22 protein-coding genes and 1 pseudogene are annotated in these 25,326 nt (G+C 55.8%); 15 read left to right on the forward strand and 8 right to left on the reverse strand.

Translation table 11 applies throughout. The annotated features are described in order from the left end of the window. From DEM27_RS24650 to DEM27_RS24690, 9 genes are all read left to right on the forward strand, one after another. On the forward strand, positions 1-6,576 hold the full coding sequence (locus DEM27_RS24650) for a hypothetical protein (protein ID WP_109460897.1): 6,576 nt from the start codon (positions 1-3) through the stop codon (positions 6,574-6,576). A gap of 127 nt (positions 6,577-6,703) precedes the next feature. Next, positions 6,704-7,306, forward strand: coding sequence for a polysaccharide deacetylase family protein (locus DEM27_RS24655; RefSeq protein ID WP_165823577.1), 603 nt, complete (start codon positions 6,704-6,706; stop codon positions 7,304-7,306). 369 nt (positions 7,307-7,675) lie between these two features. Continuing rightward, positions 7,676-8,866, forward strand: coding sequence for a plasmid partitioning protein RepA (gene repA, locus DEM27_RS24660; protein WP_109460899.1), 1,191 nt, complete (start codon positions 7,676-7,678; stop codon positions 8,864-8,866). Between the two features lie 84 nt (positions 8,867-8,950). After that, positions 8,951-9,946 (forward strand): plasmid partitioning protein RepB, encoded by a 996-nt coding sequence (gene repB / locus DEM27_RS24665; RefSeq protein ID WP_109460900.1) that lies wholly within the window; start codon positions 8,951-8,953, stop codon positions 9,944-9,946. A 157-nt stretch (positions 9,947-10,103) separates the two neighbouring features. Continuing rightward, a complete protein-coding gene (gene repC / locus DEM27_RS24670; RefSeq protein ID WP_109460901.1) occupies positions 10,104-11,348 on the forward strand; it encodes a plasmid replication protein RepC in 1,245 nt (414 codons plus the stop codon). A gap of 177 nt (positions 11,349-11,525) precedes the next feature. Further along, positions 11,526-11,933: a hypothetical protein gene (locus tag DEM27_RS24675; RefSeq protein WP_109460902.1), complete on the forward strand. Its 408-nt coding sequence runs from the start codon at positions 11,526-11,528 to the stop codon at positions 11,931-11,933. Positions 11,934-12,442: 509 nt separating this feature from the next. Next, a complete protein-coding gene (locus tag DEM27_RS24680; RefSeq protein WP_128755564.1) occupies positions 12,443-13,288 on the forward strand; it encodes a hypothetical protein in 846 nt (281 codons plus the stop codon). 9 nt (positions 13,289-13,297) lie between these two features. Then, entirely contained in the window at positions 13,298-14,545 is a 1,248-nt protein-coding gene (locus DEM27_RS24685; RefSeq protein ID WP_280954533.1) for a M3 family metallopeptidase, read from the forward strand. Positions 14,546-14,621: 76 nt separating this feature from the next. Continuing rightward, entirely contained in the window at positions 14,622-14,915 is a 294-nt protein-coding gene (locus DEM27_RS24690) for a hypothetical protein (RefSeq protein ID WP_109460905.1), read from the forward strand. 39 nt (positions 14,916-14,954) lie between these two features. Here the strand turns inward: DEM27_RS24690 and DEM27_RS24695 are convergent, their stop codons facing one another. The 3 genes and pseudogenes from DEM27_RS24695 to DEM27_RS24705 all read right to left on the reverse strand — a co-directional run bounded on the left by DEM27_RS24695 (position 14,955) and on the right by DEM27_RS24705 (position 16,847). Next, positions 14,955-16,109 carry a site-specific integrase gene (locus DEM27_RS24695; RefSeq protein ID WP_109460906.1) on the reverse strand — a complete coding sequence of 385 codons (1,155 nt, stop codon included), beginning with the start codon at positions 16,107-16,109 and terminating at the stop codon, positions 14,955-14,957. Continuing rightward, positions 16,109-16,386: pseudogene (locus DEM27_RS35275) on the reverse strand (DUF7673 family protein). Before DEM27_RS35275 ends, DEM27_RS24695 begins: the two are co-directional and overlap by 1 nt. Before the next feature lie 44 nt (positions 16,387-16,430). Next, positions 16,431-16,847, reverse strand: coding sequence for a hypothetical protein (locus DEM27_RS24705; protein ID WP_109460907.1), 417 nt, complete (start codon positions 16,845-16,847; stop codon positions 16,431-16,433). 185 nt (positions 16,848-17,032) lie between these two features. Between DEM27_RS24705 and DEM27_RS24710 the strand changes: the two genes are divergently transcribed. The 6 genes from DEM27_RS24710 to DEM27_RS35100 all read left to right on the forward strand — a co-directional run bounded on the left by DEM27_RS24710 (position 17,033) and on the right by DEM27_RS35100 (position 22,269). Beyond that, the gene (locus DEM27_RS24710; RefSeq protein WP_109460908.1) at positions 17,033-18,172 is read left to right on the forward strand and encodes an RHE_PE00001 family protein; all 1,140 of its coding nucleotides are present in this window, start codon (positions 17,033-17,035) and stop codon (positions 18,170-18,172) included. A gap of 461 nt (positions 18,173-18,633) precedes the next feature. Continuing rightward, entirely contained in the window at positions 18,634-19,200 is a 567-nt protein-coding gene (locus tag DEM27_RS24720) for an ABC-three component system protein (RefSeq protein WP_109460910.1), read from the forward strand. Continuing rightward, entirely contained in the window at positions 19,197-19,718 is a 522-nt protein-coding gene (locus tag DEM27_RS24725) for an ABC-three component system middle component 5 (RefSeq protein WP_109460911.1), read from the forward strand. Before DEM27_RS24720 ends, DEM27_RS24725 begins: the two co-directional genes overlap by 4 nt. Then, positions 19,705-21,618, forward strand: coding sequence for an ATP-binding protein (locus tag DEM27_RS24730; RefSeq protein WP_109460912.1), 1,914 nt, complete (start codon positions 19,705-19,707; stop codon positions 21,616-21,618). The genes DEM27_RS24725 and DEM27_RS24730 overlap by 14 nt, the downstream gene beginning before the upstream one ends. A 98-nt stretch (positions 21,619-21,716) precedes the next feature. After that, positions 21,717-21,947 (forward strand): DCL family protein, encoded by a 231-nt coding sequence (locus DEM27_RS34760; protein WP_280954534.1) that lies wholly within the window; start codon positions 21,717-21,719, stop codon positions 21,945-21,947. A 91-nt stretch (positions 21,948-22,038) separates the two neighbouring features. After that, positions 22,039-22,269 carry a P-loop NTPase fold protein gene (locus DEM27_RS35100; protein WP_109460946.1) on the forward strand — a complete coding sequence of 77 codons (231 nt, stop codon included), beginning with the start codon at positions 22,039-22,041 and terminating at the stop codon, positions 22,267-22,269. On the opposite strand, the gene xth is transcribed toward DEM27_RS35100, so the two are convergent. From xth to DEM27_RS24765, 5 genes are all read right to left on the reverse strand, one after another. Continuing rightward, positions 22,205-23,014: an exodeoxyribonuclease III gene (gene xth, locus DEM27_RS24745; RefSeq protein ID WP_109460914.1), complete on the reverse strand. Its 810-nt coding sequence runs from the start codon at positions 23,012-23,014 to the stop codon at positions 22,205-22,207. The two genes, DEM27_RS35100 and xth, sit on opposite strands and share 65 nt — an antisense overlap. 11 nt (positions 23,015-23,025) lie before the next feature. Continuing rightward, positions 23,026-23,469, reverse strand: coding sequence for a PPC domain-containing DNA-binding protein (locus DEM27_RS24750; RefSeq protein WP_109460915.1), 444 nt, complete (start codon positions 23,467-23,469; stop codon positions 23,026-23,028). Between the two features lie 10 nt (positions 23,470-23,479). Then, a complete protein-coding gene (locus DEM27_RS24755; RefSeq protein ID WP_109460916.1) occupies positions 23,480-23,734 on the reverse strand; it encodes a hypothetical protein in 255 nt (84 codons plus the stop codon). Positions 23,735-23,800: 66 nt separating this feature from the next. Then, positions 23,801-24,658 (reverse strand): SDR family oxidoreductase, encoded by an 858-nt coding sequence (locus DEM27_RS24760; RefSeq protein ID WP_109460917.1) that lies wholly within the window; start codon positions 24,656-24,658, stop codon positions 23,801-23,803. 67 nt (positions 24,659-24,725) lie between these two features. Then, positions 24,726-25,295: a type 1 glutamine amidotransferase domain-containing protein gene (locus tag DEM27_RS24765; protein ID WP_109460918.1), complete on the reverse strand. Its 570-nt coding sequence runs from the start codon at positions 25,293-25,295 to the stop codon at positions 24,726-24,728. Positions 25,296-25,326 lie beyond the last annotated feature (31 nt).

Genomic DNA, 25,326 nt, shown 5'->3' on the forward strand with positions numbered 1-25,326 from the left:
ATGACGCTGAACCCGATCATTCATTGCCTGGTCGATCCAGAGCCCCAGGCGTTTCATGCGGTGGATCTGACCGCCACCTATGCAGTAAACCTTTCGTTCGAAGTCCAGACTGATCTAACGACCTTCGATCAAGCGGAAGAGGATGACGCACACGCAAAATTCAGAAACATTCTGGCCGCGCTGTCATCAACCAGCCTGCATGTGTTCAAGATCGATTTGGCATCGGCGCCTAGAACTGTTTCACCTGCCGATGTGGAACTCGAACCTCGCACGATTTCGGCACCCCAGATCGTTTCGGACGAGGGAGATGTCATTGCTTGGTTGGAAAAGCATACGCCGAGCTTGGGGGCGGCCTATTGGACCTCTCGCAACGATGCTTTCGATCCTGATTTAACAGTTGATGCAGAAAAAGCTGGTGCCTCTTCGCGCCTCCGCGCCGCGCAGGCCTGGAACGCGCCGGCGGGGCACATGCAGGGTCTCACGCATCTGTTGCAAGTCAAGGATCATCAGAAAGATGGAGTTTTTGTCGTCCTGCCCTTCTTCGGCGATGTTCTGGATGTTCCTCAAATTCAGGTCATCACCCACGAAACTACTCCTGGGCAATGGCATGATGCGGCAATTGATTGCACTTACGACGTGCTCGGCGGATTGGGCTCTTGGACATGTAGAACGAACCTGATCGGGCGCGTTGACGGGAATCCGATCATCCCTGCCCCGCCGACCTTTCCTGTGAGTGACGTGTTGACCGACGAGGGGTTCATGAAAATGAACCGCGATGCGGAAGAGATTCATCGCTTCCTCCGAATGTTCGAAGCGCGTGCCGGATCGATTATGTCGAGCGCCGATGCACTACGCGATAATGGGCCGCATGAAGAGTTCGATCTCGAGGCCCTCATGGGCTTCTCTACTTCGAGCACGTCACCCGCTACCTATCACTGGGGGAAGACGATCTGGTACGTCGTCAGCAGTTTGTTGGCGGCGCTTGATAATCATATCTTGTCGCTATTGAAACCAGTCCACGACGTCGAAGGATGGAAACCGGATCCAAAAAGCGAGGGGGAGGTGCTCGCGCCATTCGTTACTGCTATCTTGGAAGAGTTGAAAAATTTCGACGATTACGCTGTTATAGACGGGCAAACTGTTGCGCTGGCTACACGTAATGCGTTGATCGATTTTTGCCCCTTGATCCGCTACGGAGACAACAAGACCAGGGATGCAGTCGTTGATACTCTTCTTAAAATTTACGATCTTTCGCCCGCAACCACGCGTGACGGGTATCTCAATCCGACAGATACGGACAATCTGATTGCGAGCATGCTGGGTGCATTTCGTGCGCCTGGGCATGATGTAGTCCCAGAGGAGGCAAGCCATGTGGTTGCGGACCTGATGGGAAAATCGATCGAGACATTGTCGGCCTCGCTGACAAACTTAGAGCAGACTTTGCAGGACGAGTCCGGATCCGAGCGGGCATTGATCCGCCTGTTCGAAAGCATCGAGCCCACCGTTCCTAATAACTCTCCCGTCCCGGCTGATCAGCGCCTTGCCCACCGCATTGCGGTCGCTCTTTTACGCCTAATGCCGTCGAAGGACCCTAGCAGCCCCCCCGATACCAATCTCGTCGGGGCCATCAACACCGGTTGGGAGAACTACAAGGCACTTCTGAATGGTCCCTTTAACGGAGCCGAGGCCATTCGACGTGCGGTCAGCGCGAGCTTCGTGAGTGCCCTCCTCAAAACCGCTCGTGATTTTCAAATCCCCATCCCAGTTGCCAATCTATACGGCTTGATGGCTGAGGCCAATTTCTTCAGGTGGCGGCTACTCGGTCCAGAAGACCGCCGCGCGAGTTGCTTCCATGCCTTGACGCTTCCGCTGACGATCACCGATTCGGACTTCAGGCCGGACTTTGAACGCATGGGGCAAAGACTCAAAGAGGCCTATCAAGACGCCATTGCGCCGGTAGTTGCAGCGCCGAAAGATCGGCAACGCTTCATGCCGGACAGTTTCCCCCTCCCCCTCCCCATTCAGATCGCATCCGGTATCGACGGGAGCGAATTTGACGAGTTTGCAAAATCCTATAACGGCATTTGCGTCGCCGTTCGCCGCCTCGATGAGGATCCGAAGTGGGCCTATGCGAACCTTGCGGATCTTCGGTGGAGAGCGCCGCAGGTCACCGGTCGTCACAACTTAGATAAAGGAGCCGACGTCTCCGGCGCCCTCCATCCGATGATGCCGGCTATTGCTGACGGTCGAGCGATGATGTTCATCGAATATGAGGGGTTTCCCTTCGCCGACGCGGCGAGTGCGTCGCGGATGAATGATGACGCGTCCTTTACCGCGATGCCATTTTATACGCCCGCGCCGCACGAATTTCCTGTGAAGGATCAATTCGCGCTGCTGCCTCGGTTGGCATACGGTCTGGGGTTCGAAAGCTTCAGTTTCGCGGTGAGCAACGCTGGCGTTTTGCCTCCCGGCCTGCAAAAGAGCAATGACGAGCCTTGGCTGCCCAGGCCTGATATCGAAAGCGCCTTTGACGGTCCTTGGGAGCGGCCTGATATTTTGTTCCTGCGCTATGAGCGGCGCACGGCCATCGCACGGATGTCGGTGATTGAGCAGCCGGACCCCGGCAAGCCTCGGCGACTTGGTGAGTCGATCGTTGGCGTCCACCCTCTATGTGGTGATTACCCAAGGCTCGGTGTCGTCGCTGACCAGGATGCTCCCGGCACGATCGATCTCTTTCGGGACGGCGATGGTCTTCCCCGCATGTACATTCCCAACAACTTCAAGGGGAACTTGGACTGGCGGCTCGCTGAGCTCGAATGGGGCGGTGATGCACCGTCCACACTCACTCTCTCGCTTTATTCTAAGGCCCCGGATGATCCTTCAGACAAAGGGCTGGAACTTCGCGTTAATGCAGCTTTGCAAAGCCTGAGTGACCTGCGTGTCGTTGCTTCCAACCTAAATGGTCGTCGCGTCCGCTTGTATTCTGGAGACATTGAAGTTGCTGCGAATAGCATCGATCTTCCTGACGATGTCGAATATTTCTGGCTCCGCATAGAACTCTCGAGTTCCGGCCAAGCGAGTTCATTGAGTTTTGATCAGCCCGAGGATCGCAGACCGTCGGAGGACGAAGCCCCCCTCCTCTTGCTTCGCCCCAACAACGACGTATGGCGCCAGGATTTGCCCAATACAACGAAACTGCGGGCCTCAACACCCCGGGTGGGCTACCTCGACTTCATGCGCTGGATGTCAAATTCGTCGTTGCGCGATGAAGCCTATCGGGACGGCGGCGACCAGTTTGAGAGAATTCTGCTGCTTGCTTATCTCATGCGTCACCTCGACGCTGGCCTAGCCCAATTCCTCGACAATCTCCCGGACCCGGCGGTCGATGCAATCAGAGTTGAGTTGATGACGACCGACAGGCTTTTCGGCCAAGCCGAAGCCGCTGTCCAGCGGTTCGGCAACCTTCGCGGACGTCTTGCGACATTCGTCAAAGAAGCGATACCAAATATCGTCGCCGGTTGGGAGGCAAGGAGACGAGCAAGGCTTAATGCGCAACTGGATGGGCAGCGGCGGGACCTCCCTCTATGCACGCCATCCGAATTGCGTGAACAGATCTTCAAGCCGCTCGATGAGTTATTCACCTTTCAGATCACCACAATAGCGAGTGGGCCCTTTTCGCTCAGCGGTGGCAGTGAGGCACCGGCGGGTCGAGTGGTCATGACCGCCACGTTGCCAGAAGGGTCGGTCGCTCAGATTTCGATGCATTCCGAAGTGAGCGAATTGCACTTCATACCGAGGAATGACGTTAGTGTAATCCACCAAGGCATGAAGCAATACGCCAAGCGAAAAACTACTGACGGCTATCTGCTTTTCCCATCCGCGGCAGTCCGCATCGAGACGATCTACGATTATGTCGAAGTACCAGGCCTCCCTACATGGATTGAGGCTGCCGGAAGGATGATCGAGGCTGTTCCGATCGCCGGCGTACGTCGCTTCGACATCGCGACCACGCGGAACTTAAAAGCCGGTGTCGAACGCGATCTTTGGCGCTTGATCAGCGAGATCGACATCACAACCCAACGCTGGCGCATAAGCGGCCGACCAATCTATCATTTCGTGCAACCGCGAAAGTATCGACTCGATGAAACCAATAGCGGCCCTGCTCTGCCGTTGATATGGACCGCCGCCGACAATCGTCTAGCCCAGTTTGAGAGCGAGGCGTTTTTTGATCGTCCTGAGATTGATTCCCAGACAATTACCCAGAGAGTTGCACCCTTGGGGACACCAACTGTCCTGCAGCAGCATCCGTGGGATTCTCCTTCGGCGACCTATTTCAGGCACCGCTTCACGCTCCGTTCGCGATATGCGGGGGCATTGCGCTCTGGGGCTAAACGCAGTGTTGACGCATGGCTGCCCAAACGCGCCCGAATACGCAAAGAAGACGGTTGGACAATGCGGGTCGCAATGCTTGCAGATCCGTCCAGGCTGATCCTGACGCGACCGCAACTGCGGGCACTTATACCCCAAACAACTGCCCCCGGCGGCGAAAGTTCAAAACGTCCCATACCCCCTATAGCCGCTATCCTTCAGGAGCCGCCATTTTCTCGCGGTGGCCTCGCCGATAGAATTGCGCCCGAACTTAAAACCGGGTTTGGATACGGCTTCGAAAAGCAGAGCGAAGATGACGAGGCCGCCCACAGGCCAGCGCCCCCCGTCGAAATCCTCGACTCTCGCAAAGAAATCGGTCCAAACCCACAACTTGACTATAAGCCTTTCGATATCGAAAAAGTCCTTGGCTTAACATTGCAGGGAGAAGGCCCTTTGGGCCTCACGTTCGACCTGCCCGACGCGCCCGCACCCGCGTTCGTCAACAGCATGTTGTCACTACGGCCGATCTCGTTGACAGGCGCCGAACCACCCCTCGAGGAAGCTTTGATGGCCGTCACCATGCGACGGTATCTTGATCCCCATTGGCTGTATGGGGCTGATGAAACAGACACGCCCGATCCGGTTCTGGCTGCCGATAAGACGACATGGATCGATCTGACAGAAATTTCCGGCCCTTCCGTCAAGCTCAGCTATCTTCCGAAGGACGGTGACCAAGCCTTCCCGGTAGCTGAAATCAAAGTTGAAGACGTCAAGGGGTCGGAACGATACGTTGTCACGGCCTGGAAAGAGCCAATCGATAAAGTCAAAGGCTACGCGGCCCTCTATGTACCGATTGCAAGCGTTGAGAAGGCACAGGTCGCACGCCTCTCAATTCTTCATCAACCAATTGCGGCAGGACGCTTTTCAACGTCTATTCTCGCGTCTCTGCAGTCCGTTAACGTATCCGACGGTGAAAGTGGCGCACCACTTGTCCTGGCCAGCTTCGAGTGGTCTGGTCCTGAAGCAGTCGCCATCATCGACGTTGAGCACGATGGAGCGCGTATCCCTGCCTCGAAACCGTCCTCGCTACGCATCGAAGGTGCCGTTTGTAGTTGCCTTGGGACCATGGCGAGTGCGACGACAAGCCTTCGTTGGACGCAATTGAGCCGAGACTTCGAGGTCGTTAATGCCATCGGTCAGGCCATCGAGGACGATGATCGTCCAGTCGCAAAACCGTTTGGCTACCATGATGTGATAGCAGCCATCTCAAATGACGAGATAACCTTTGACTTGCTTAATGGCGATCAGAAGATTGCGATCTGCCCGTCGACATTTGGCAATCGCTATCCTGCCCACGTCCACCGACATATTGGATTCATCACTACTCGCACCCTTCCTGAGATGGGTCGGCCGGTAGAAGTATTTTGCCGAAAAGGTTTGGCAGGAGGTCAAGGCACGCATCTCTTGGGAAGTCTCAAGGGCGACGAGCAGGCCGTCCGGATCGTGGAGTTTGAAACACCTGCGTCGATCGTATGTGACAGTCGCCTCTCTTCCATCCCCAACACATATAAAAGCGCGTATTTCGATCTCGTGCGAACCGGTTATCGCGAAAGCGGGTGCATTGTCATCACGATCCGCTTCGTTGGGTCCTCCCAGCACCTTGATCAGTTCAAACGCTTCAAGGTCAAGCTTGGACAACCTTTAAAGGCTGGCGGAGAGGTTGTTTTTGATTTCACCACTGCAGAGAAATCGCCTGCTGGCGCAAAGCTCATCCTGCGATCACAGCAAAATTCTGAGCAGGTGATCATCGAGGGTTGGATGTCACAGGCGGACGGTATCGAGAAACGGATACCAGACCCCGAACCGGCTGTCCTCGACCTCTCTGGCCTCCTCCCGGGGTTCTGGCTTGAGATCAATGCCGATACGGACGGCGGAAAAGGCGAGCCCGAGTTTTGGGCCGACATCTCCATTCTACATAGTAACAAGGAAAAATTCCCCACCACTGCGCAAGCCGCGGCGGGCGCAGTTCCGCCAGCGCCAACTGCAGGTCCACCGATCGATCTCGATTTCGACTGGTTATTTTCAGTGCAAGAGGGTGACGCTTCGGCGCTCGTGGCGCCCGCCGGTCTTGCCGGAATGAGTGAGGCACAGGCTAGGATAATATCAGTTTCGCCACCAATTCCGATATTGCCGGCTGGATCTCATTAGTCGGCAGCAGGTCAACCGCCGTTGCGCCGACATCGATTATTTAAGGGCCGCCGTCACGGCCTGGTGAACCTAGAAATACGCCGGGCGAGATTGGCACCCCCTCCCCGTTAACATGGAGAAGACATCAATGGCACGCACAGTATGGCTTACCTTCGATGATGGTCCCAATCCTTTAAAGACGCCAGTCGTCTTGAAATGCCTGAAGGACAACAACATCAAAGCTACGTTTTTCATGGTCGGCAATCTCGCGGAACTGCACAAGTCCACCGCTGAAGCAGTTGCCAAGGCGGGTCACTTGATAGGCAACCACACCTATACCCATAGGGTCTTGGAGGGACTTCCCGAAGCACAGATCAAGGAGGAGATCTCGAAAGCGGACGTCCCACTCAGCAAGCTCTCGACTTATAAGAAATGGTTCCGCCCGCCAACAGGTGCGCTGGATGCGACAGTGCGTAAGGTCGCAGCCGATCTCGGGTTCGGAATTTACAAATGGAATGTGGACACGAAAGATTACGACAGCAAGGATCCAGACAAATGGATTCCGCTTGGTATAAGCGAAATCAAGGCACAGTCTAGCGCGGCAGTCGTCCTAAACCATGACATCTACGAAGCAACAGCAAATCACCTGCAGCAGTTTATCGACGAGATCCGAAAGCTACCGAACACGACTTTTGGTGCGCCATCCTCCCTACCGGTTATCAACACTATTGCGGGAGGCGCAGAAGTTTAGCTGCGCTGAAAAGGAGCTTGTACCGATACCAATGGTGGTCCGTTAGAACGCTGCCGCATTGTCGTGTGTAGGGTCACAGCCTGACATTGTCAGAGGTGATTCTACACTTTTGCCCGGATCCCGGCCGCTCTTCGTTCTGCGCCGTTCACTGACTCACAAGATTGATATGGCCTCATCTCAGGGTTGCTTTGCCGTAAGTTACTGAAATATAACGATTTCACCCTGAGCGCGGGACGCTGCAATACCATCTTAAGATCTTGTTAACTTTAATTTCCTTGTCGAGCAGGCAGAATCGGATGATAGTTTCGCAATTGATGGCTATGTGGCCATTTTTTCGAAAGTGTAGCCACCCGGGAATTAGTTTGCCAAATGACCCAGCCGCAGCCCAACCGATTTGACGTAGAGATTGCCCAGCAAGGCTCGAAGATCTCGAACGCGTTGCATATGCTGCGCAGCCAACAATATCCTCCAGACGCTCGCAAGGGGTTGCGTAAGTTTCAGCTCGGCGAAGTCGCTGACTTCATGGGGGTGACGCAAAGCCACCTTCGTCAACTCCATTCGGAGGGCAAGGGGCCGGAGATCGAATCTGTCAGCGGGCGCCGCTACTACACAGCGGACCAGATGCTTGAATTGAGAGAGTATCTCGAAGCCAATAAGAAGTCAGACAAGCGCTACTACGTTCCTCGCCGGCGCGAAGGCGAACCCATGCAGGTCGTGTCGGTCGTGAATTTCAAGGGCGGGAGCGGTAAGACGACGACGGCTGCTCACCTCGCACAATATCTCGCGCTTACCGGCCATCGCGTCCTCGCGATAGACCTCGACCCCCAGGCATCGCTTACCTCGTTGTTCGGGATTCAGCCAGAACTCGACAATACGGACTCGTTGTATGAAGCGCTTCGTTTCGACGATGAGCGCAAATCAATCGCTGACGTGATCCAAGCGACCAACATTCCAGGCTTGGATGTCGTCCCTGCCAATCTTGTCCTGCAAGAGTATGAGTATGACGTACCACTCGCGATCTCCTCGAAAAAGGGAGACGAGGGCCGACTCTTTCATATGCGTATCGTTGAATCCCTTAAGGAGGTCGACGCCAAATATGATGTTGTCGTCATCGACTGCCCGCCGCAGCTTGGTTACCTCACAATCACCGCACTAATGGCCTCGACTGGTATCGTCATTACGATACACCCGCAAATGCTGGACATCATGTCGATGAGCCAATTTCTGATGATGCTGGGGGGTATCATGACCCCTGTTGCCGAAGCCGGTGCAGAAATTCGTGTTGATTGGTTTCGCTATCTCGTCACTCGTTACGAGCCGACTGATATTCCGCAGACGCAAATGGTCGGCTTCATGCAATCGATGTTCGCTCAGCAGATGCTGCGAAATCATGTCTTGAAATCGACAGCCATTTCTGACGCGTCGATCAAGAAGCAGACCTTGTACGAGGTCGAGCGCGGCGATTTTGTCCGGTCGACCTACGATCGCGCAATGGAAAGCCTGAATGCGGCCAATGGTGAAATCATGGAACTCATCCACACCGCATGGGGGCGGAAATGAGAGACTTGTCAGCCGTTTTTATCGGTGCTTTCGCATTGTATTACAGTGCCTTGTCGCAGTTGATGTTCAGCCCGGAGGCCCGCTATGGCGCGTGAGAACCCGTTCGCAAAATTGGATATGGCAGCGATCACGGCTGATAACACACCGACCAAGCCTGGCTACGGTATGACGGGTGCAGCGAAGACGGTCGTCAAGTCGATCGAGGATCTTGCAGAGAACACGAAGAAACTGATGCAAGGTGAGGTCATTGTCGAACTGGATCCTCAGTCACTCGACGTCTCCCTCGTCGCAGATCGTCTTTCCGACGATGGGCAAGAGTATCAAGAACTTAAGCAGGCGATCAAGGAAGCGGGACAGACGACGCCGATCCTGGTTCGGCCGAGTTCAACTGACAGGCAACGCTACATGGTCGTGTTCGGCCATCGCCGGCTGAAGGTCGCACGCGAACTTGGCATCCCGGTCAAGGCGGTGGTCAAGAAGCTCGATGATATCACTTCTGCGATTGCCCAAGGTCAGGAAAATTCCGCGCGATCCAACCTGTCTTTCATCGAACGTGCTTTCTTCGCGCAGAACTTGATTGCGACGGGTATGACGAAAGAGATCGTCCGCTCAGCTCTTGCTATCGATGAAGCAATGCTCTCGAAAATGCTTGGTGTCGTCGATGTGGTCCCTCCCCCAATTGTCAGAGCCCTCGGAGCATCCAGGAAAATCGGTCGTGATAAATGGCTGAGCTTGCGCCAATTGCTGCTCGCCCCTGCCCTTTTGCGTGTCGCGTCTGATTACGCGCAGACCGCTAAATTCGCGGCGCTTCCTGAAGATGAAAAGTTTGATGACCTTCATGAGTACCTGAAGAAGTACAAGGAGAAATCGTCTGCTAAGAAGCCAAAGGTCAGCAGCTCTGCCATGCAGTGGACCTCGAGCGACCAATCTTTGAATTTATCGATGAACGCCAAGGCCAAAAAGGTTGCAATCGAACTCACGAGTATCGAAGCAAGACCGTTTGGCGATTGGCTCTCGAGCCGAATGGACCAACTCTACAACGAGTACAGGCAGTCCAAAACAGATACAAACGGAGACTGAACCGCAAAAGAAAAAGGCCCCCAAACGGTAAACCGTGGAAGCCTCTCTCGTTATCCGTAGCAAGATCGAGAATCGCATTTCCCGGAATCACAGTCAAGAGTCTTTGGCACCGATTTGGTGAGCGTATTTCTTTTGCCTAGAGAAAGGTGAGAGAGAGATGCAATCGGGACATGTGACGACGCCCTTCGGGCGGCGAGCGATGTCGCTTGCGCTGGTCAAGGATCAACTTGACATATCGGGCGCGAATATCAGCATTCGCGTCGATAAGTGGAAAGTGTTTCGCGACGTCTGCCAGGCCAGAGAACGCCTTGGCCTGCAGGATCGAACTCTTGCGGTCCTTGACGCCCTGCTTACATTCTATCCAGAGACCGAACTCGACGCGGAGCACGGCCTTGTCGTGTTTCCTTCGAACGCACAATTGTCGGTGCGTGCTCATGGGATCACTGGCACTACACTGCGACGGCATTTGGCGGCGCTAGTTGAGGCTGGGCTTGTTCAGCGTCGAGACAGCCCGAATGGAAAGCGTTACGCGCATCGCAATGGTGACGGCGCGATCGAGGATGCCTTCGGATTTGCCCTTACCCCGCTTGTGGCACGCGCGGCAGAATTCGCGGCCCTTGCCCAAAACGTTGCCGCTGAGCATCTCAAGTTTCGCCGGATAAAAGAGGCTCTTACCATCTGCAGACGCGATGTTCGCAAGCTTATTTCTGCCGCATTAGAGGAGGGCGCGGCAGGTGATTGGCAGGCTGTCGAGAACACATATCTTAGCATTGTCGGACGCCTACCGAGGTCCCCTACCCGCCTTCAACTTGAAAATACGCTCGATGAGATGAGCCTTCTACGCGAAGAAGTCGTCAACAGACTGGAAATGCAGCTTAAATCCGAAAATACGGATGGCAATGATGACCAAAATGGCCGTCACATACAGAATTCAAAACCCGACTTAATCCATGAATTTGAACCGAGCTCTGAAAAAGAGCAGGGCGAAAGGCCGGTAGTTGGATCAGGTCCGTTGGATGTGAAGCCTACGGCGAAACCGCGAAGGGTCGACCCAATCAAATCTTTTCCGCTGGGTATGGTTCTAAGGGCATGCCCGCAAATAATCGATTATGGAAAGGGTGGAGCGATCTCAAACTGGCGCGACCTGATGAGCGCTGCTGTCCTCATCCGCTCGATGCTGGGTGTCAGTCCTTCCGCTTATGAGGATGCGTGCAGCGCAATGGGCCCTGAAAATGCCGCAGTGGCAATAGCCTGCATTTTCGAGCGAGCGAACCACATAAAGTCACCGGGAGGATACCTTCGCGTGCTGACACGGCGGGCCGAGGACGGTGAGTTCTCACTGGGCCCGATGCTAATTGCCTTGCTCAGGGCGAATGGAGACAGTGCGCGGCTGACGGGTTGATCGGTGATCTTGGCTGATACGCGATTGAGTGAGAGATCGTAAAGGCAAAAGAACGGAAAAAGCATGCTCAAACCTCATAACTATCGGAATTGTATACGTAAAATGCGAAAAAAAACGGCTGACAAGTTTTCCGCACGCCGGGCATCAGCACCTACCTTGCTTTCGGGAGATTAGAAGATGAGGATTCTGCAACGATCGGCTTTCGCCAAACGTTTGGGTTCATCGCTGTATTCTGGCGACAGCACGCCGCTATCGGTGGTAAAGCTGGGGGATCAACCTCACAGCCTGGCCTGGTGGACTTCAGACCCGCAAAGCGAAAGTCCTGGTAGTCTGCGTCACGTGGCGGCTCTCGCTCTGTATCTCGAAATCGCCAAACATTCAAAAATTGCTTTGGCGGAAAATTCGTTCCCCGCCAGCTTTGATTTCGACGATCAGCAGATGCGCCCGGACAAGGGCGTCGTCAAGGTCTTCCTCGACCATGGATTCATCACGCCACGAATGATGGTGGCACAACTCGTATTCGATATTACCGCTGACGGAAAGGCTTACTTGGCGAAGCGTCGAGGCGAACTGCTCTCCCATTGATCCCCATTCACCACCAACAGCAATCCAGAACTGGTGATTTGCGTTTTCCGTATGTCGATTTTAAAGGCGGAAATTGTGCTGACACGATCTATCGGCGTTCAAACGGCTAAGACCGTAACCCTTAGAAGTTGGAAGGCCAGCGCCGGATAGTCACCTCGTCGGTTCTAAGAACCACATGCGAAGCATTTCTTGTCCGCCCTACCCTCATCGCGATCCTTTTAACGGGCGCAACTGCGTAGACGCTGCTGGCGCCCACAGCAGAGCTTCATTTCTGGATCTCAATCCAGCTTGTACGCGTCAACGCTCTATTTTTCACCGCCGTTTTAAAGCTGTTCAACTCCACCAAGAGCGATGACCCCTCCCCCATGACCGCGCAGTTCTTGCGTTGCAATCGCATAATAAAAGTAGGGAGGTCACTAGCGTCCGTTTGATGTCAGTTGTAGATTTCTGCTGGGACAATTATGCCGGCAACACTCAAAGGGGGGACGTCTTTGGGAACGCATCGCATAGTGACAATCACAGCAATGATTTTCATCGCGATTTCGGGGAGTTTTATGCCTCAGCTTGCTCTATCAAATCCACTCTTGGAGCCGAGTCCGCTACCCTTGCAGGCGCCGGCCTTCGACAAGATCGTAACGTCAGATTACGAACCGGCCTTCGAAGAGGCAATTCGCCTCAAGCTCGCCGAAATCGCAGGCATAGCGGACAACTCCGAGCCTCCTACCTTTGATAATACCATCATGGCGCTGGAGAGGGCTGGCCAGAGCCTGCAAAGGGTGGAAGCAATCTTTTACACTGTCTTTGCTGCGCAAGGCGACAGTGCGATGGAGGCAATTGACAAAAGCGTCTCGCAAAAAACTGCCGACGCAAACAATTCGATCTACCTTAATGAGAAACTATTTGGACGGCTTCGCGAAATCTACGAGAAGCGGGCCACGCTTGGGCTCGACGAAGAAGCCAATCGGCTGCTTGAGATCTATTATCTCGATTTTGTTCGATCTGGTGCTGAGCTCTCGGTGGCAAACAAAGTGCAGTTCCGGCAAGCTAACATCCAATTGGCTGACCTTGAATCGCAATTTACGGCAGCGCTCAGGGGTGCTTCGAAGGCCGGGGCTTTGATCGTTGACTCTCCAAAGGCCCTAGACGGTCTGAGTGCGGGCGAGATCGATATGGCGGCCGAGCAGGCGACTGCGGAGGGTCAGCGAGGCAAATTCCTTATTCCATTGCAAAACACAACTCAGCAGCCGTCACTCGCTGCTTTGACAGATCGCAGTACAAGAGAACAGCTGTTCACGAACTCGGTGAAGCGGGCAGAAAGGGGAGACAGCAACGATTCACGTGAGATCATCACGTAGATCGCCGCGCTGCGAGCGGAAAAGGCAAAACTGCTGGGTTTTGCAGATTTCGGGTCCTATGCACTGGCAGATCAGATGGCGAAAACGCCGGACAGTGTACGAAGATTTATTGCCGATCTCGTTCCGCCGGCCTCTATGAAGGCAGGGGAGGAAGCGTCTGAGATCCAGGCAGAGATCGATCAGACGGGTCAGAGCTTCCCTCTCGAGCCCTGGGATTGGCAGTACTACTCAGCCAGGGTGAAAGACAAGAAATATGCGGTGAACGATGCCCGTCTCAGGGAGTATTTGGAGTTCGAAAATGTTCTCCAGAATGGCCTCTTCTATGCGGCGACGGAGCTCTATGGGATTTCTTTCAAAGAGCGAAAAGATTTGCCCGTCTACGCTTCGAGTGTTCGCGTGTTTGAAGTGTTCGACACAGATGGCGCAGTTTTGGGTCTGGTCTACCTGGATTGCTTCATTCGTGCCGGTAAACAGGGAGGCGCGTGGAGTGGCAACCTGGTCAAAGGCTCAAAGCTGTTGGCAAGACGGCCGGTCGTTTTCAGTATAGCGAACTTCCCGGCTCCGGCGTCTGGGCAAAAAGCTCTCTTGAGCTTTACCGATGTGACGACGCTGTTTCATGAGTTCGGCCACGCGTTACATCTTCTGTTTTCCGAAAATACCTATCCCTCTTTATCCAGCATCGATACTGCTCGCGACTGGGTAGAATTTCCATCTCAATTCAACGAGCATTGGGCGCTCGAGCCCAAAGTTTTGAGAAACTATGCGACTCATTTTGAGACCGGCGAGCCGATACCCTCCGATCTGGTCGACACATTCCGAAAATCACAGAGCTGGGATAAGGGCTATTGGCTCTCGGAATATCTCGCGGCCTCAGCGCTCGACCAGCAATGGCACTCGATTTCCGCCGATAACCCGCCACGAGATACCAATCAGTTTGAGATCGTAGCCTTAAGGGACACGCACACCGATTTCAGAAGAGTGCCTCCACGCTATCACTCAACCTATTTCGCACACATATGGTCGAACGGCTACGCCGCAAATTATTATGCCTATCCGTGGACCGCGCTCCTCGCGGACGATGCCTATGCTTGGTTTTCAGAACATGGTGGACTGACCCGTGCAAACGGCGAACGCTTCAGGAAGCTCATTCTTGCCAAGGCCCGAGCCGAGGACTACGACGTTCTTTTCCGTCAGTTTTATGGAAAAGATCCTGATGCTGGCCCGATGTTCGAAAGGCTGGGTCTGAGGAAGCCTTAAGTGCAAATGCGGTCCGCGGCCTTTCTCGGAGGGCCGAGCATATTCGACTCATTATCGAAGACGAGGGAGGGTAAGCATGGATGACTACCATTTCGGCCCCGGAGAATTCTCCGGCGAACTCTGGATCGATAGCAAGCGAGTCTTCACCAGACCGAGGGGAGTGGATGTGGAGTTCGTCAACGCCGGTCCGTTCGATTGGGTATTTGCTGACGCGAACGGCAAGGAAGTACGTACCTATCGCCACGACAACAAATCAGGATGGACGGGCATTGATTTGTTCTCTCTTGGTTTGACGGGCAATTTCAGCATCGGCTTCCGAAACGCAAGCGGTGGCGTTCTAAAAATCAAACAAGGCGACGTTCATTTTTAGGATGATTGCGGGCTTGTTATCTTGGGAGCCGACATACGATTAAAGCATCCGCGCTGCGCGACCACTGCGTCGCGTGGCATTGTTGTAATAGCTGGATGCCTGTTGTACCGATCGATGGCGTGACTGCTCCATCGCCTCGGGGAGGGGGATGCCGCGATTGGCGGCTTCCGTCAGGTACCCCGATCGCAATCCATGTGCGGAAAACTCGCCAGGATCCAACCCGGCCAGCTCCGCCCGCTGCTTTAGGATCGCATTGACCGATTGCGGATCGAGCGCCCGCTTCGAGACTGTGCCCCAACGCCCGATCCCCCTGAAGACACTACCCCTGTCAACTTTCGCTGCCGCCAACCACGCACGGAGAGCCTCGACCGGTCGGCCGGTGAGATAAACGACATCGTCTTCCTCACCATTCGTCGATTTGGTGCGGCCGAGATGGATGGCAAGTGAGGGGAGGGTAGAGCCGTCAGCCACCTCGATCGGCGCCTCTTCGGTCAATTGCTCCACGCGCAACCCGGCGATCTCGCTGCGCCGGCGGCCGCCGGAAGCAAAAGCCACCATCAGGATCGCCAGGTCCCTGACATCGCGCAGACTGTTGGTGGAACAGGTCGCCAGCATTTTTGCCAGAATATCGCCGGTGACAGCCTTGGCACTCTTGCGGGTTCGCTTCCGGGGTACGGCGCGAACAGCGAGCCGAATGGCGGATTTGAGGGGAGGGGAGGCGAAGGCACCGTCGAGCCCGCGCCATTTGGTCAGCGTCGACCAGTTGGCCAGGCGGCGTCGCACGGTTGCCGGTGCATGCGGTCCGGTCGATTTCAGAAAGCCTTGGCCGCGCAGGTTATCGACGACATCGGCTGGCATGCCGTGATCGGGATCGGTCGCGCGCTTCTGCGGATCCCACAGATGCTGCGCGACGAATTTCAGCAGCAGCGCCTCCGGCGCGGGCCAGGGCAGCGATCTCTTCGTAGCGGCCAGAGCCCAGGCCTCGATGTAGGCGAGATCGGATGTGATCGCGCGCAGCGTATTGGCGCCCATGCCTTCGTTGACGAGATGGCGCAGCGTTTCCACGTCGCTGTCGGTGAGCAGTTCGGCCAGTTCATCCCGGCGGTCGATCGGCAGAACCGAAGCAATCGTGTCGAGCTCGACGGCGCGACGTTCGACGCCGCTCAAGCTGGCGGACTTCCGCGGCGGCGCCATCAGTCGATCTCGACATGCGGCCGCCAGCGGCGGATGATTGCAACCATCTCCGGCTTGTAGGCATCCGGATAGGGCAGCGTTTCCTCGCGGGCGATGTAGGTTAAGACGGTGATCATGTCCTCGCAGATTTCTGGATCGAGATCGGCGAGGTCGAAACCGCCATGCACGTCGGCATTCCACAGGCCAGCAGAAAATTCGCGACGCGCCAGCTCTGGCCGGTATCGCGATGCGCGACGTTGAGCAGCTTTTCGAGAGCGAAATGGACGCGATCTTCCATGGGTTACGGCCTCTCCGGCGTTATTAATGTGCCGATCCGTGGCATCAGGCTCGCCGCTCGTGTTCATTGCCCTTGCGTTTGGATTTCAGAGCCCAAAGGCCAAGCTCTTGACCCGTATCCGTTCTGATTGCTGTGAGCCGTGAAAAACCTAACAGCCGAATCGGTGCGACAGCGAAGCGAACGGGTATATCGTAAGCCTCATGCGCGTGCCGATTACGATGGTTAGCCTCCAGGCGTGTAATAAACGCCGGCATGATGCCCCAGACGTCGGAAAGCAGGGCAAGCAGCACGAAGATCATGAACAGCAACGCCGCAAAAGAGCCGAGAGATATCCAGTTGAGGACCGAAATGTATGGCGCGAAAGTAATCGGTCCGATGAACGCAAGGGCCCAAAGGCATCCGACAAACAGGTCATGAGGAGACCTGCCATTTCCGCGCGTTGTCAGATCTCTGTCAACCATCGCTCAACCTCCTGATTTTCTCCCCCGAGCTTAGCGTGATCCGAGCCGAATTTAAACAACCGCCGTCGCCAAAACAATCTTGCATCGATAAACGTTTGTTATCGATGGTTACAAAGCGAACCAGCAATCATACCATGTGGCGAACTACAATATCGCTATAGAGTTCGTTTAGCAAATCGTTTACCATAATATCAATGGCTTACGATCTCACGAAAATCAGCATGACAGCCCTGATGCGCCCGGCTTTCGACGCCGGTGTTGCGCTCACCCGTCTCGACGAGCGCATTTCACGCTCACCGGTCGGCGCAGGCTTCCCCGAGCGGCAAAATTTCGCCGACGCCTGCGCCTCGCTCTGGATCGACGGCGAGCTCGTCCATCTCGAAGACCTCGTCCTCCACGACGCCTTTCGCGATACCCGCACCCCAACCCACGAACTCACCATCGCCCGCGACGTGCTCCGCACCCGCCGGCGGATTTCTGGCCAGTCGTCGGATTGGGCGTTGTCGGTCGAGGGTATCCGAACTTTGCGACAAACATCGGACATCACGTCGGCGGGTGCGGGCGAGGTGGAGACGGCCGGGGTCATTCGACGCGCGGCTGCCCTCGATCCAGAAGCGGAGGGGGACGCGGCTGACGACACGGAGAATCTGCCCGGCGTTGATTATGCGGCCATCGATGCGGTTCTCGCCCGATCGGAGGCTGCGATCGAGAGTGCCAAACAGCCCGGCCGTGGCCGTGTTCAAGAAAAAGATCCGATGATCTATGATCTCGACTGGGATGAGGATGCTCGGCTCGACGAATGGCGCGGCGTCCTGCGGCAGGCTCAAGACTTGCCGGCGGTGCTGCAGGCGATCGTCGCCCTCGATGCCTGGAATGAACTGTCCGTGCTGCAGCACGCGCCCTGGCTCGGCCGACTGTTTGCCGCGTCGATCCTGCGTCAGGCCGGCGTTACCACCGGCGCTCATCTCGCTGCTATCAATCCTGGCCTCAAAACCATCGCCGTCGATCGGCGCCGGCATCGTGATCGCGAAACCCGGCTGCTGGCCATCGCACATGGTATGTTGGCGGCCGCCGAGATCGGCATGAAAGAGCATGACCGGCTGACGTTGGCCCGGCAGATGATGGAACGCAAACTGGCGGGAAGACGAACGTCTTCGAAATTGCCGGAACTCGTTGAACTTGTGATGGCACGTCCGCTGGTTTCGGCCGGGATGGTGGCGAAGACGCTCGAGGTGACGCCGCAGGCGGCGCGGCGGATCGTTTTGGAACTCGGCCTCAGGGAGATGACGGGGAGGGGGAGGTTTCGAGCGTGGGGGATACTCTAAACATTTTGTTCTACTGTCAGGTGCATTACTTGGGTGCGAGAAATCAACCAGTTCTCTGACAGTGTCGATCCGGTTTTAACTCTCAATCGCTCAGCCCGTTGAAACCAATCTTTCAGCTTCTAACGCGGGTGGATGCGTCAGCGGCAGCGTCGAAGACCTAGCCGCCGCTTTCCCTGTAACGTGAAGAATAACAGAGAGAATCCCTTCCAGGTTGTTGACAAATCACATCTGACAGGGCGTAGGTTTTACTAATCGGGGGTAGCTATGAACTTCACATTCGACGTCTCAAATTTTGTTCTTGGGTTGTTGACCGGCGGTTTCGGCGGAGCGCTGATAACCTATCAAGTCACAAAGACATTGCGCGCCGGGACCAACGGGACCGCGGTCGATCAAAGTCGTGCGAAAGCCGGTGGAGACATTGTAGGGCGCGATAAGACCTCGCACGGTTCGTAAGCCCGCCTATGAATTCGGTCAACCAAACGAACGCTTGCGCTGATGGCGATATCGTCGGTCGTGACAAGATCACCAAGATCGAGTCGCCGAAAGGCAAAATCGAGAGATTGCTCCTGCGCCTGAAGGAGCAATACGACGCGAGCGACGAGACAAAAATCACGATTGATGAGCTGGCGCGATATCACCTGCGCCGCGCCCAGGATGGTGTCGAAGGCCTTGAGAACAAGTTGATCGCGGCCAATATGTATCATTATTATGATGATGCGATCGAGAAAAAAGAAATGTTCGTAAAGTTGCTTGAGCGGTGGTCACTCTACTCCTCGGCACAAATGATCTTTGTCCACGTTTTGGCGAAGGCCGAGACAGAATTCTCACATGTGATTTATCCCGAGATTCCGAAAATTTCGGAAGGACAGATGAACGCGATGATCATGGACCGCATCGTTAATCCCATCGTGGAGGAATGCAGCAGTGACCTTATGATCGTCAGCCACAACGTCGTGTTCGGCATGGTCTATTGGCTGGCCGAGCAGTGCTTCATCCGATGGCACCACGCCCAGAGGGCGATCGCATGACGCAGCTATCGTACAACGAGGCGTTCGATCCCTACCACACTGTTTTTCGCTTCCTGCGTCTGTTCTTTGGCTGCAAACTTGAACGTGCCGTCCCGTACGATAAGTTTCGCATTCTCGACTTCTACCTGCTCCATCCGTACCGGCTGCAAAACCTTCATTTCTTTGCGGACGACACCCGTTGGAGAGCCGTGAGCAGAAGATATACCAGATTGAAGCCGTACGGTGAGTTACCGGACGATAATTCTCTTTTCGAGAGGATGGCCGTCTTCCAAAAGGCGGCTGCCGGCAGTCTGGCCAGGGTCGGGATCATCTCTGAGGAGGAATGGACGCGAAACCAAGTGCTGTTTGTCGCCGATCCCGTTTCTGATGAGGTCGAGCAGCGGTGCCAGGAGCTCAATGGTACAATGCCCGATATCATCGGCATACTACGTGAGATCAATGAACGATACGCCCTTAATGGTCGTGATGGCCTGAAAGCAAGAAGTGGGTTGCTGGAGTATCGCTATGATCCGGTTTGACCCTTGTTTGATCGTTCGCCGTCTGGTCGTGAAGCGTGGCGTGCACATCGCCTACGATGAGCGATTTCATGTCGGCGTAAACGTGGTCCGTGGAGACAACTCCTCGGGAAAGTCGACGATCCTCAACTTCATTTTTTTTGGGCTTGGTGGTGACCTCAGCAAACTCGACTGGAGCGGCCACGCCCTCCTGTGCGATCACGTTTGGCTGGAAGTGGAGTTGAACGGCAATCCAGCCGTTCTAAGACGTAAGATCGACGCCGCATCCCAATCCGATATGGAAATTTTTGGCGGGCGCTATGAGGCAGCCGTCGAAGCGCCGATAGAATCCTGGCTCCGTTACTCATATTCCAGGTCGCAAACCAAAGAGAGTTTCTCGCAAGCTCTGTTCCGTCTCCTTGGCATGCCTGATGTAGCCGTTGAGGGCACGTCAAGCATTACCATGCATCAGATTCTCCGATTGCTGTACGCCGACCAGCTCTCGCCGACAGACAGCCTTTTTCGATTTGAAGGTTATGATCCGGAGAACCTGCGGGAAGCTATCGGGAACCTACTCTGCGGTGCCTTTGATACGGCGATCTACGAGTCGCAGCAGCTGCGCCGCGTGAAAGAGCGAGAGCTGCAGGAGGTTTCGGCCGAGCTCAGGAGTATTTTCAGGGTTGTCGGCGGGGAAGAAAGTCTGGGGCTCGAATGGATTTCGCAGAAACGAGCGTCACTTTTAGCTGAACGCGAGCGGGTGCTTGAATCGATTACGCAAAAGGAAGAGCTATTCTATTCCTCTGCTGCCTCCGACAGGCTGACGCTGACGCAGCAAAAAGAACTCTACAATGCCGTCCAAAAACTACAGCAGGATCTCGCAGCGGCGCAGGAAGCTTTAAGCGGGATTGAGTTTGAGATGTCAGACTCGCAATCCTTCATCGAGAGCTTGAGGCGGAAGGTCGATGCCCTGAGGGACGCGAGGCTGGCAGCGGACATCGTTCCCGATGTGCACTTCACAACATGTCCGGCGTGCTATGCCGACGTTCTTGAGGCAGAGGAGCATGCCTTCTCCTGCCACCTTTGCAAAACGCCGATCGACCCTGATAGAGCGCGCGATCGTGTCACCGGGATTATCAACGAGCTCTCGATCCAGATTAAGCAGTCCGAACGGCTACAGGGTATCCGCGGCGAACGGCTGAAAACACAAGTGTCGAAGGTCGAGAGTTTGAAAACCGCTTGGACCGCAAAGTCGCGGGAACTTGCGGCGATCACCGCGCGACCGACCTCCAAGGTACGCGAGGATATCAGGGAGTTACATCGGCAACTTGGCTACATCGACAAGTCGATCGAGGATGTCGAAGCCCAGGTCAAACTCGCCAATAAAATCGGTGATCTCTCGGCGAGACGAGAAAGCCTTGATCTTTCTATCAAGGATCTGGACAGCAAAATCCAGTCGCTGAAAAGAAGCCAAACGGACAGGCTTCGTATTGCGAGAGCCGCCATCGAGCGGGAGACGATAGGAATACTTAAGGGTGACCTGAAGCGTCAGGACTCGTTCGTCGATCCCAAGCGTGTCGACTTCTCGTTCGGGAAAAATTCGATCACCGTCGATGATCACACGTATTTCTCTGCAAGCTCGCGTGTCGTACTCAAGACCGCATTTCTCGTTGGTTTTTTGGCGGCTGCCCTGAAGGACCCCGAGTTCCGCCACCCACGTTTCCTGATGATCGACATCACGGAAGACAAAGGGATGGAGCAAGCCCGCAGTCACAACTTCCAACGGCAGGTCATCGAAACCTCGGCGGCCTCCGCGGTCGAGCACCAGGTCATACTTGCTACCGCCATGCCGTGGAGCGAGATACCGGAGCAGCTCTTTGTCGGACGGTTTTCGACCCTGGAAAAAGGGACCTTGAACTTTCTCTGATACGAAACCCGAGGATGTGATGGCGGCGGCGGCAGGATATTGTTATTGGCGAAGAGGTCTTCACGACTCAGGCACAGGCGCGCGAGCGCTTCCGCAGCATCCTCTACAAATACCGTCTTGGTGAAACAATTGATGCTGCCGATGCCCAATTTATGACTTTAGCTGTACAAAGACATCCTGAGGCGGCGGCTAAGATCGGTTCTGGAATCCAATCATTTCATGTGCGAGCTGCCGACTTCGGTACGCGGTGCTTTTGGGTAACTCGCGTTGACGGCACGTCGGAGAGGTTTTCCTTTAACGCATGCTACAAGCCGGCGAGCAATGAATGATGTTGAGCAGGTGAGTCCGGTCCAACACCACCAGACAATTCAAGAATACAGATCACCGTTTGTACCCTCGCTGACGTTCTGGTGCTCACTTATGCTTAAACCCGACTCCGACCGTGCCTTGGAAAGCGATGAACAGGATGAGTTCGGCTTCGCTGGGATTGCGGGCAAGCTAGCGCCGTCGTTGATCGCCGCCACCGAAGGCGACGGCATGGTGATCGGAATCGAAGGTCCTTGGGGTTCGGGCAAATCAACGATGCTCAACCTTCTGCGCAAAGAACTATCAGATCGGCATCCGTCGCCGGCACATCGAGCTCGATCATGACCGGTGCGTGGTCGCTCGTGTGTTCCCATCCGCGCGGCTTCCGACGGACGGAGGCCGACCGCAGCCATGGGGCGGCGGTTGGCGACAGGAGAAAGTGGTCGATCCTGAGACCAGCGTTGCGCTCGAAGCTGTTCCGCCAGTATTTCCAGAACGTGTAGATGCGCTCGTCGGGGTGGAGGTTCCGCACGGCGTCCGTCCAGCCCTGCGCGACGAGATCGGCATAGGCCCGCCGGACTTCCGGCCGGAAGAGTGCATCGTCCTTCCATCGTTCCGGCTTGTAGGCGTCGAGGTCGGTCGGCATCACATTGTAGTCGCCAGCCAAGACGACAGGAATGTCGAGTTCTAGGAGTTCTGCGGCATAGTCGTGGAGTCGTCCGAACCAGCGAAGCTTGTAGTCGAACTTCGTGCCTGGAGCCGGATTGCCGTTCGGAAGATAGAGGCATCCGATAAGGACGCCGTCGACCGCCGCCTCTATATATCGGGAGTGGGTATCGTCGGGATCACCGGGCAGGCCTTTCCGGGTGAGAAGCGGCTCCCGGCCGCGCGCGAGGATCGCGACGCCGTTCCACGATTTCTGGCCCTGCCAGACGGCACCATATCCGGCATGCTCGATCTCTTTGGAAGGAAACTCGATCGTCTTGAGTTCCTGAATACAGACGACGTCCGGTCTGTCGTCCTTCAGCCACCTCAAAAGGATATCGAGCCGGCCCCGGATGCCGTTCACATTGTAGGTGGCGATCTTCATCGGAGCGGCAGTCAGAGATCGATCAGGGCGATGCCGAGATCGTCTCGCTTCCTGCGCCGGAAGCCCACCGCGCTTTCGCGGATGATGATTTCGAGAGTGGGGTGGACGACTCCTCTGATGAAGTGGCCTCCCTTCGTCGAGCCGTCCTCGAACCCGAGCACGGCGTGCAGATGCAGACTGGCCTTGCCGTCGTCACCGACGGCGACATCGCCGATGGCGCTCAGGACTTCCGTCTGACTGTCCACCGGGATCTCCTTGTATTTCTTCGTTGCAAAGTCGAAGAAGCCGAGGGTGGCCGAGCGGAACGCCCCGATCGCGGTGAGGGACGCACCAGCAATCTCGTTCTCCTGCGCGAAGCGGGACATTGCGTCGAACGCTTCCTCGCCCTCGTCGAGGACCAGCACCCAGTTCCGTTCGCTCCAGGGGTTCGTGTCGCCGAGTTCCTTGCTCTTCATCTGTTCATCCTCAGTGTGCTTTATGAATGTCGAGAGACCTGATCCAGATCGTGTCGGAAAGCGTCTGCCCCGTCCTGACCTTGTCACTTGCGATTTCTCGTAGCGCATCCGCCATCTGTCCAAGACTTGCCTCGTCGGCTGCCGCATTCGAGAGCTTCTCGATGGCACCCGTGGTGACATAGACGTTCCACAGCATGGATCCATCGGCGAGTTGCAGACGTCCGATTTGGTCCTGGTACCGTGGCTGCAAGATGTTCATCAGCATGGCGGATCTCTTTCAGATTGTAAGAGAAATCTTCTCCCCAGCGCGGGGAGGGGATTGAACAGGAAATCAAAGGATCGGCTTGCCACCAGTAACGGCGATCGTCGCGCCGGAGACGTAGCTCGATAGCGGATCGGCGAGCATCACGTAGGACGTGGCGAGCTCTGCCGGCTGTCCCGGCCGCTGCATCGGAACCTGCTTGCCGAAGTTCTTAACGTTCTCGTCCGGCATGGTGGACGGGATCAACGGCGTCCATATCGGGCCGGGCGCGACCGCGTTGGCACGGATGCCCTTGTCCGCCAGCATCTGTGCCAGGCCGGCCGTAAAATTCTGGATCGCTCCTTTGGTGGTCGCATAGGCGAGCAGGTGCGGGCTTGGACTATCGGCATTGATCGACGCCGTGTTGATGATGGCGCTTCCGGGCTTCATGTGCGCGACGGCGGCCTTCGTCAGATAGAACATCGCGTGGATGTTGGTCCTAAAGGTCAGCTCCCATTCCTCGTCGCTGATGTCGCCGATATCCGAGAAGCTTGCCTGATGCGCCGCATTGTTGACGAGGATGTCGATACCGCCCAGCTCGGTGACGGCGGTATCGATGATATGCCGGCAGTGCTCGGCGCTCTGAATGTCGCCGGCGACCAGCACAGCCTTCTGTCCGGCCTTTTCGACCCACGACCGCGTCTGCTCGGCGTCACTGTCCTCGTCGAGATACGAGATTAGGACGTCCGCACCCTCGCGCGCAAACGCGATCGCAACGGCCCGGCCGATGCCGCTGTCGCCGCCGGTGATGACGGCTTTCTTTCCGGCAAGTCGGCCGGAGCCGCGATAGGTGTCCTCGCCGTGGTCAGGAACTGGGGACATCGCGTTGGTCGATCCCGGCATCTGCTGGCGCGGCGTCTGGAAGGGCGGTGTCGGATAGTTGGTCATATCTCTTCCTTCTTATCTGGGGTATTCGCCGGCGGCCTCGCAATGGCGCCGCCGGCAATTTCAGCAATCAGGCGCTGCGAGCCTGCGCCGGGTGACGACCTTCGGCGAATTCCTCGACGATCTTCGCGCAGAAGGCCGGCAGGTCGTTCGGATTGCGGCTGGTCACCAGGCCTTTGTCGGTGACGACTTGCCTGTCGACCCAGTTGCCGCCAGCATTGCGGATGTCGGTCGAGACTGTCGGATAGGAGGTGAGGGTGCGGCCCTTCACGACATCGGCTTCGACCAGGATCCAAGGGCCGTGGCAGATGACACCGACCGGTTTCTGCTGGGCAAAGAAGTCGTGAACGAAGGCGACGATTTTGTCGTCACCGCGCAGCTTGTCTGCTCCGACGCTGCCCCCGGGGATCACAAGTCCATCGAAATCAGACGCCGACACATCCGACACCGCCTTGTCGACCGTGTAGCTGTTGCCTGGATCCAGATCGCCGTTGACGGTATCGGCCGATCCAGCCTTCGATCCGATGACGACGACTGTCCCGCCTGCGTCTTCAATGGCCTGTTTCGGCTTGGCAAATTCGACATCCTCCGTACCGCGAGGAGCGATGAGGATCGCAATCTTTTTTCCTTCGAGGGTCATGTCTCTCTCCTTGTATTTTCTATTAAAAGTG

Origin of the sequence: Rhizobium album (genome assembly GCF_003122325.1) — a bacterium.
Lineage (GTDB): Bacteria > Pseudomonadota > Alphaproteobacteria > Rhizobiales > Rhizobiaceae > Metarhizobium > Metarhizobium album.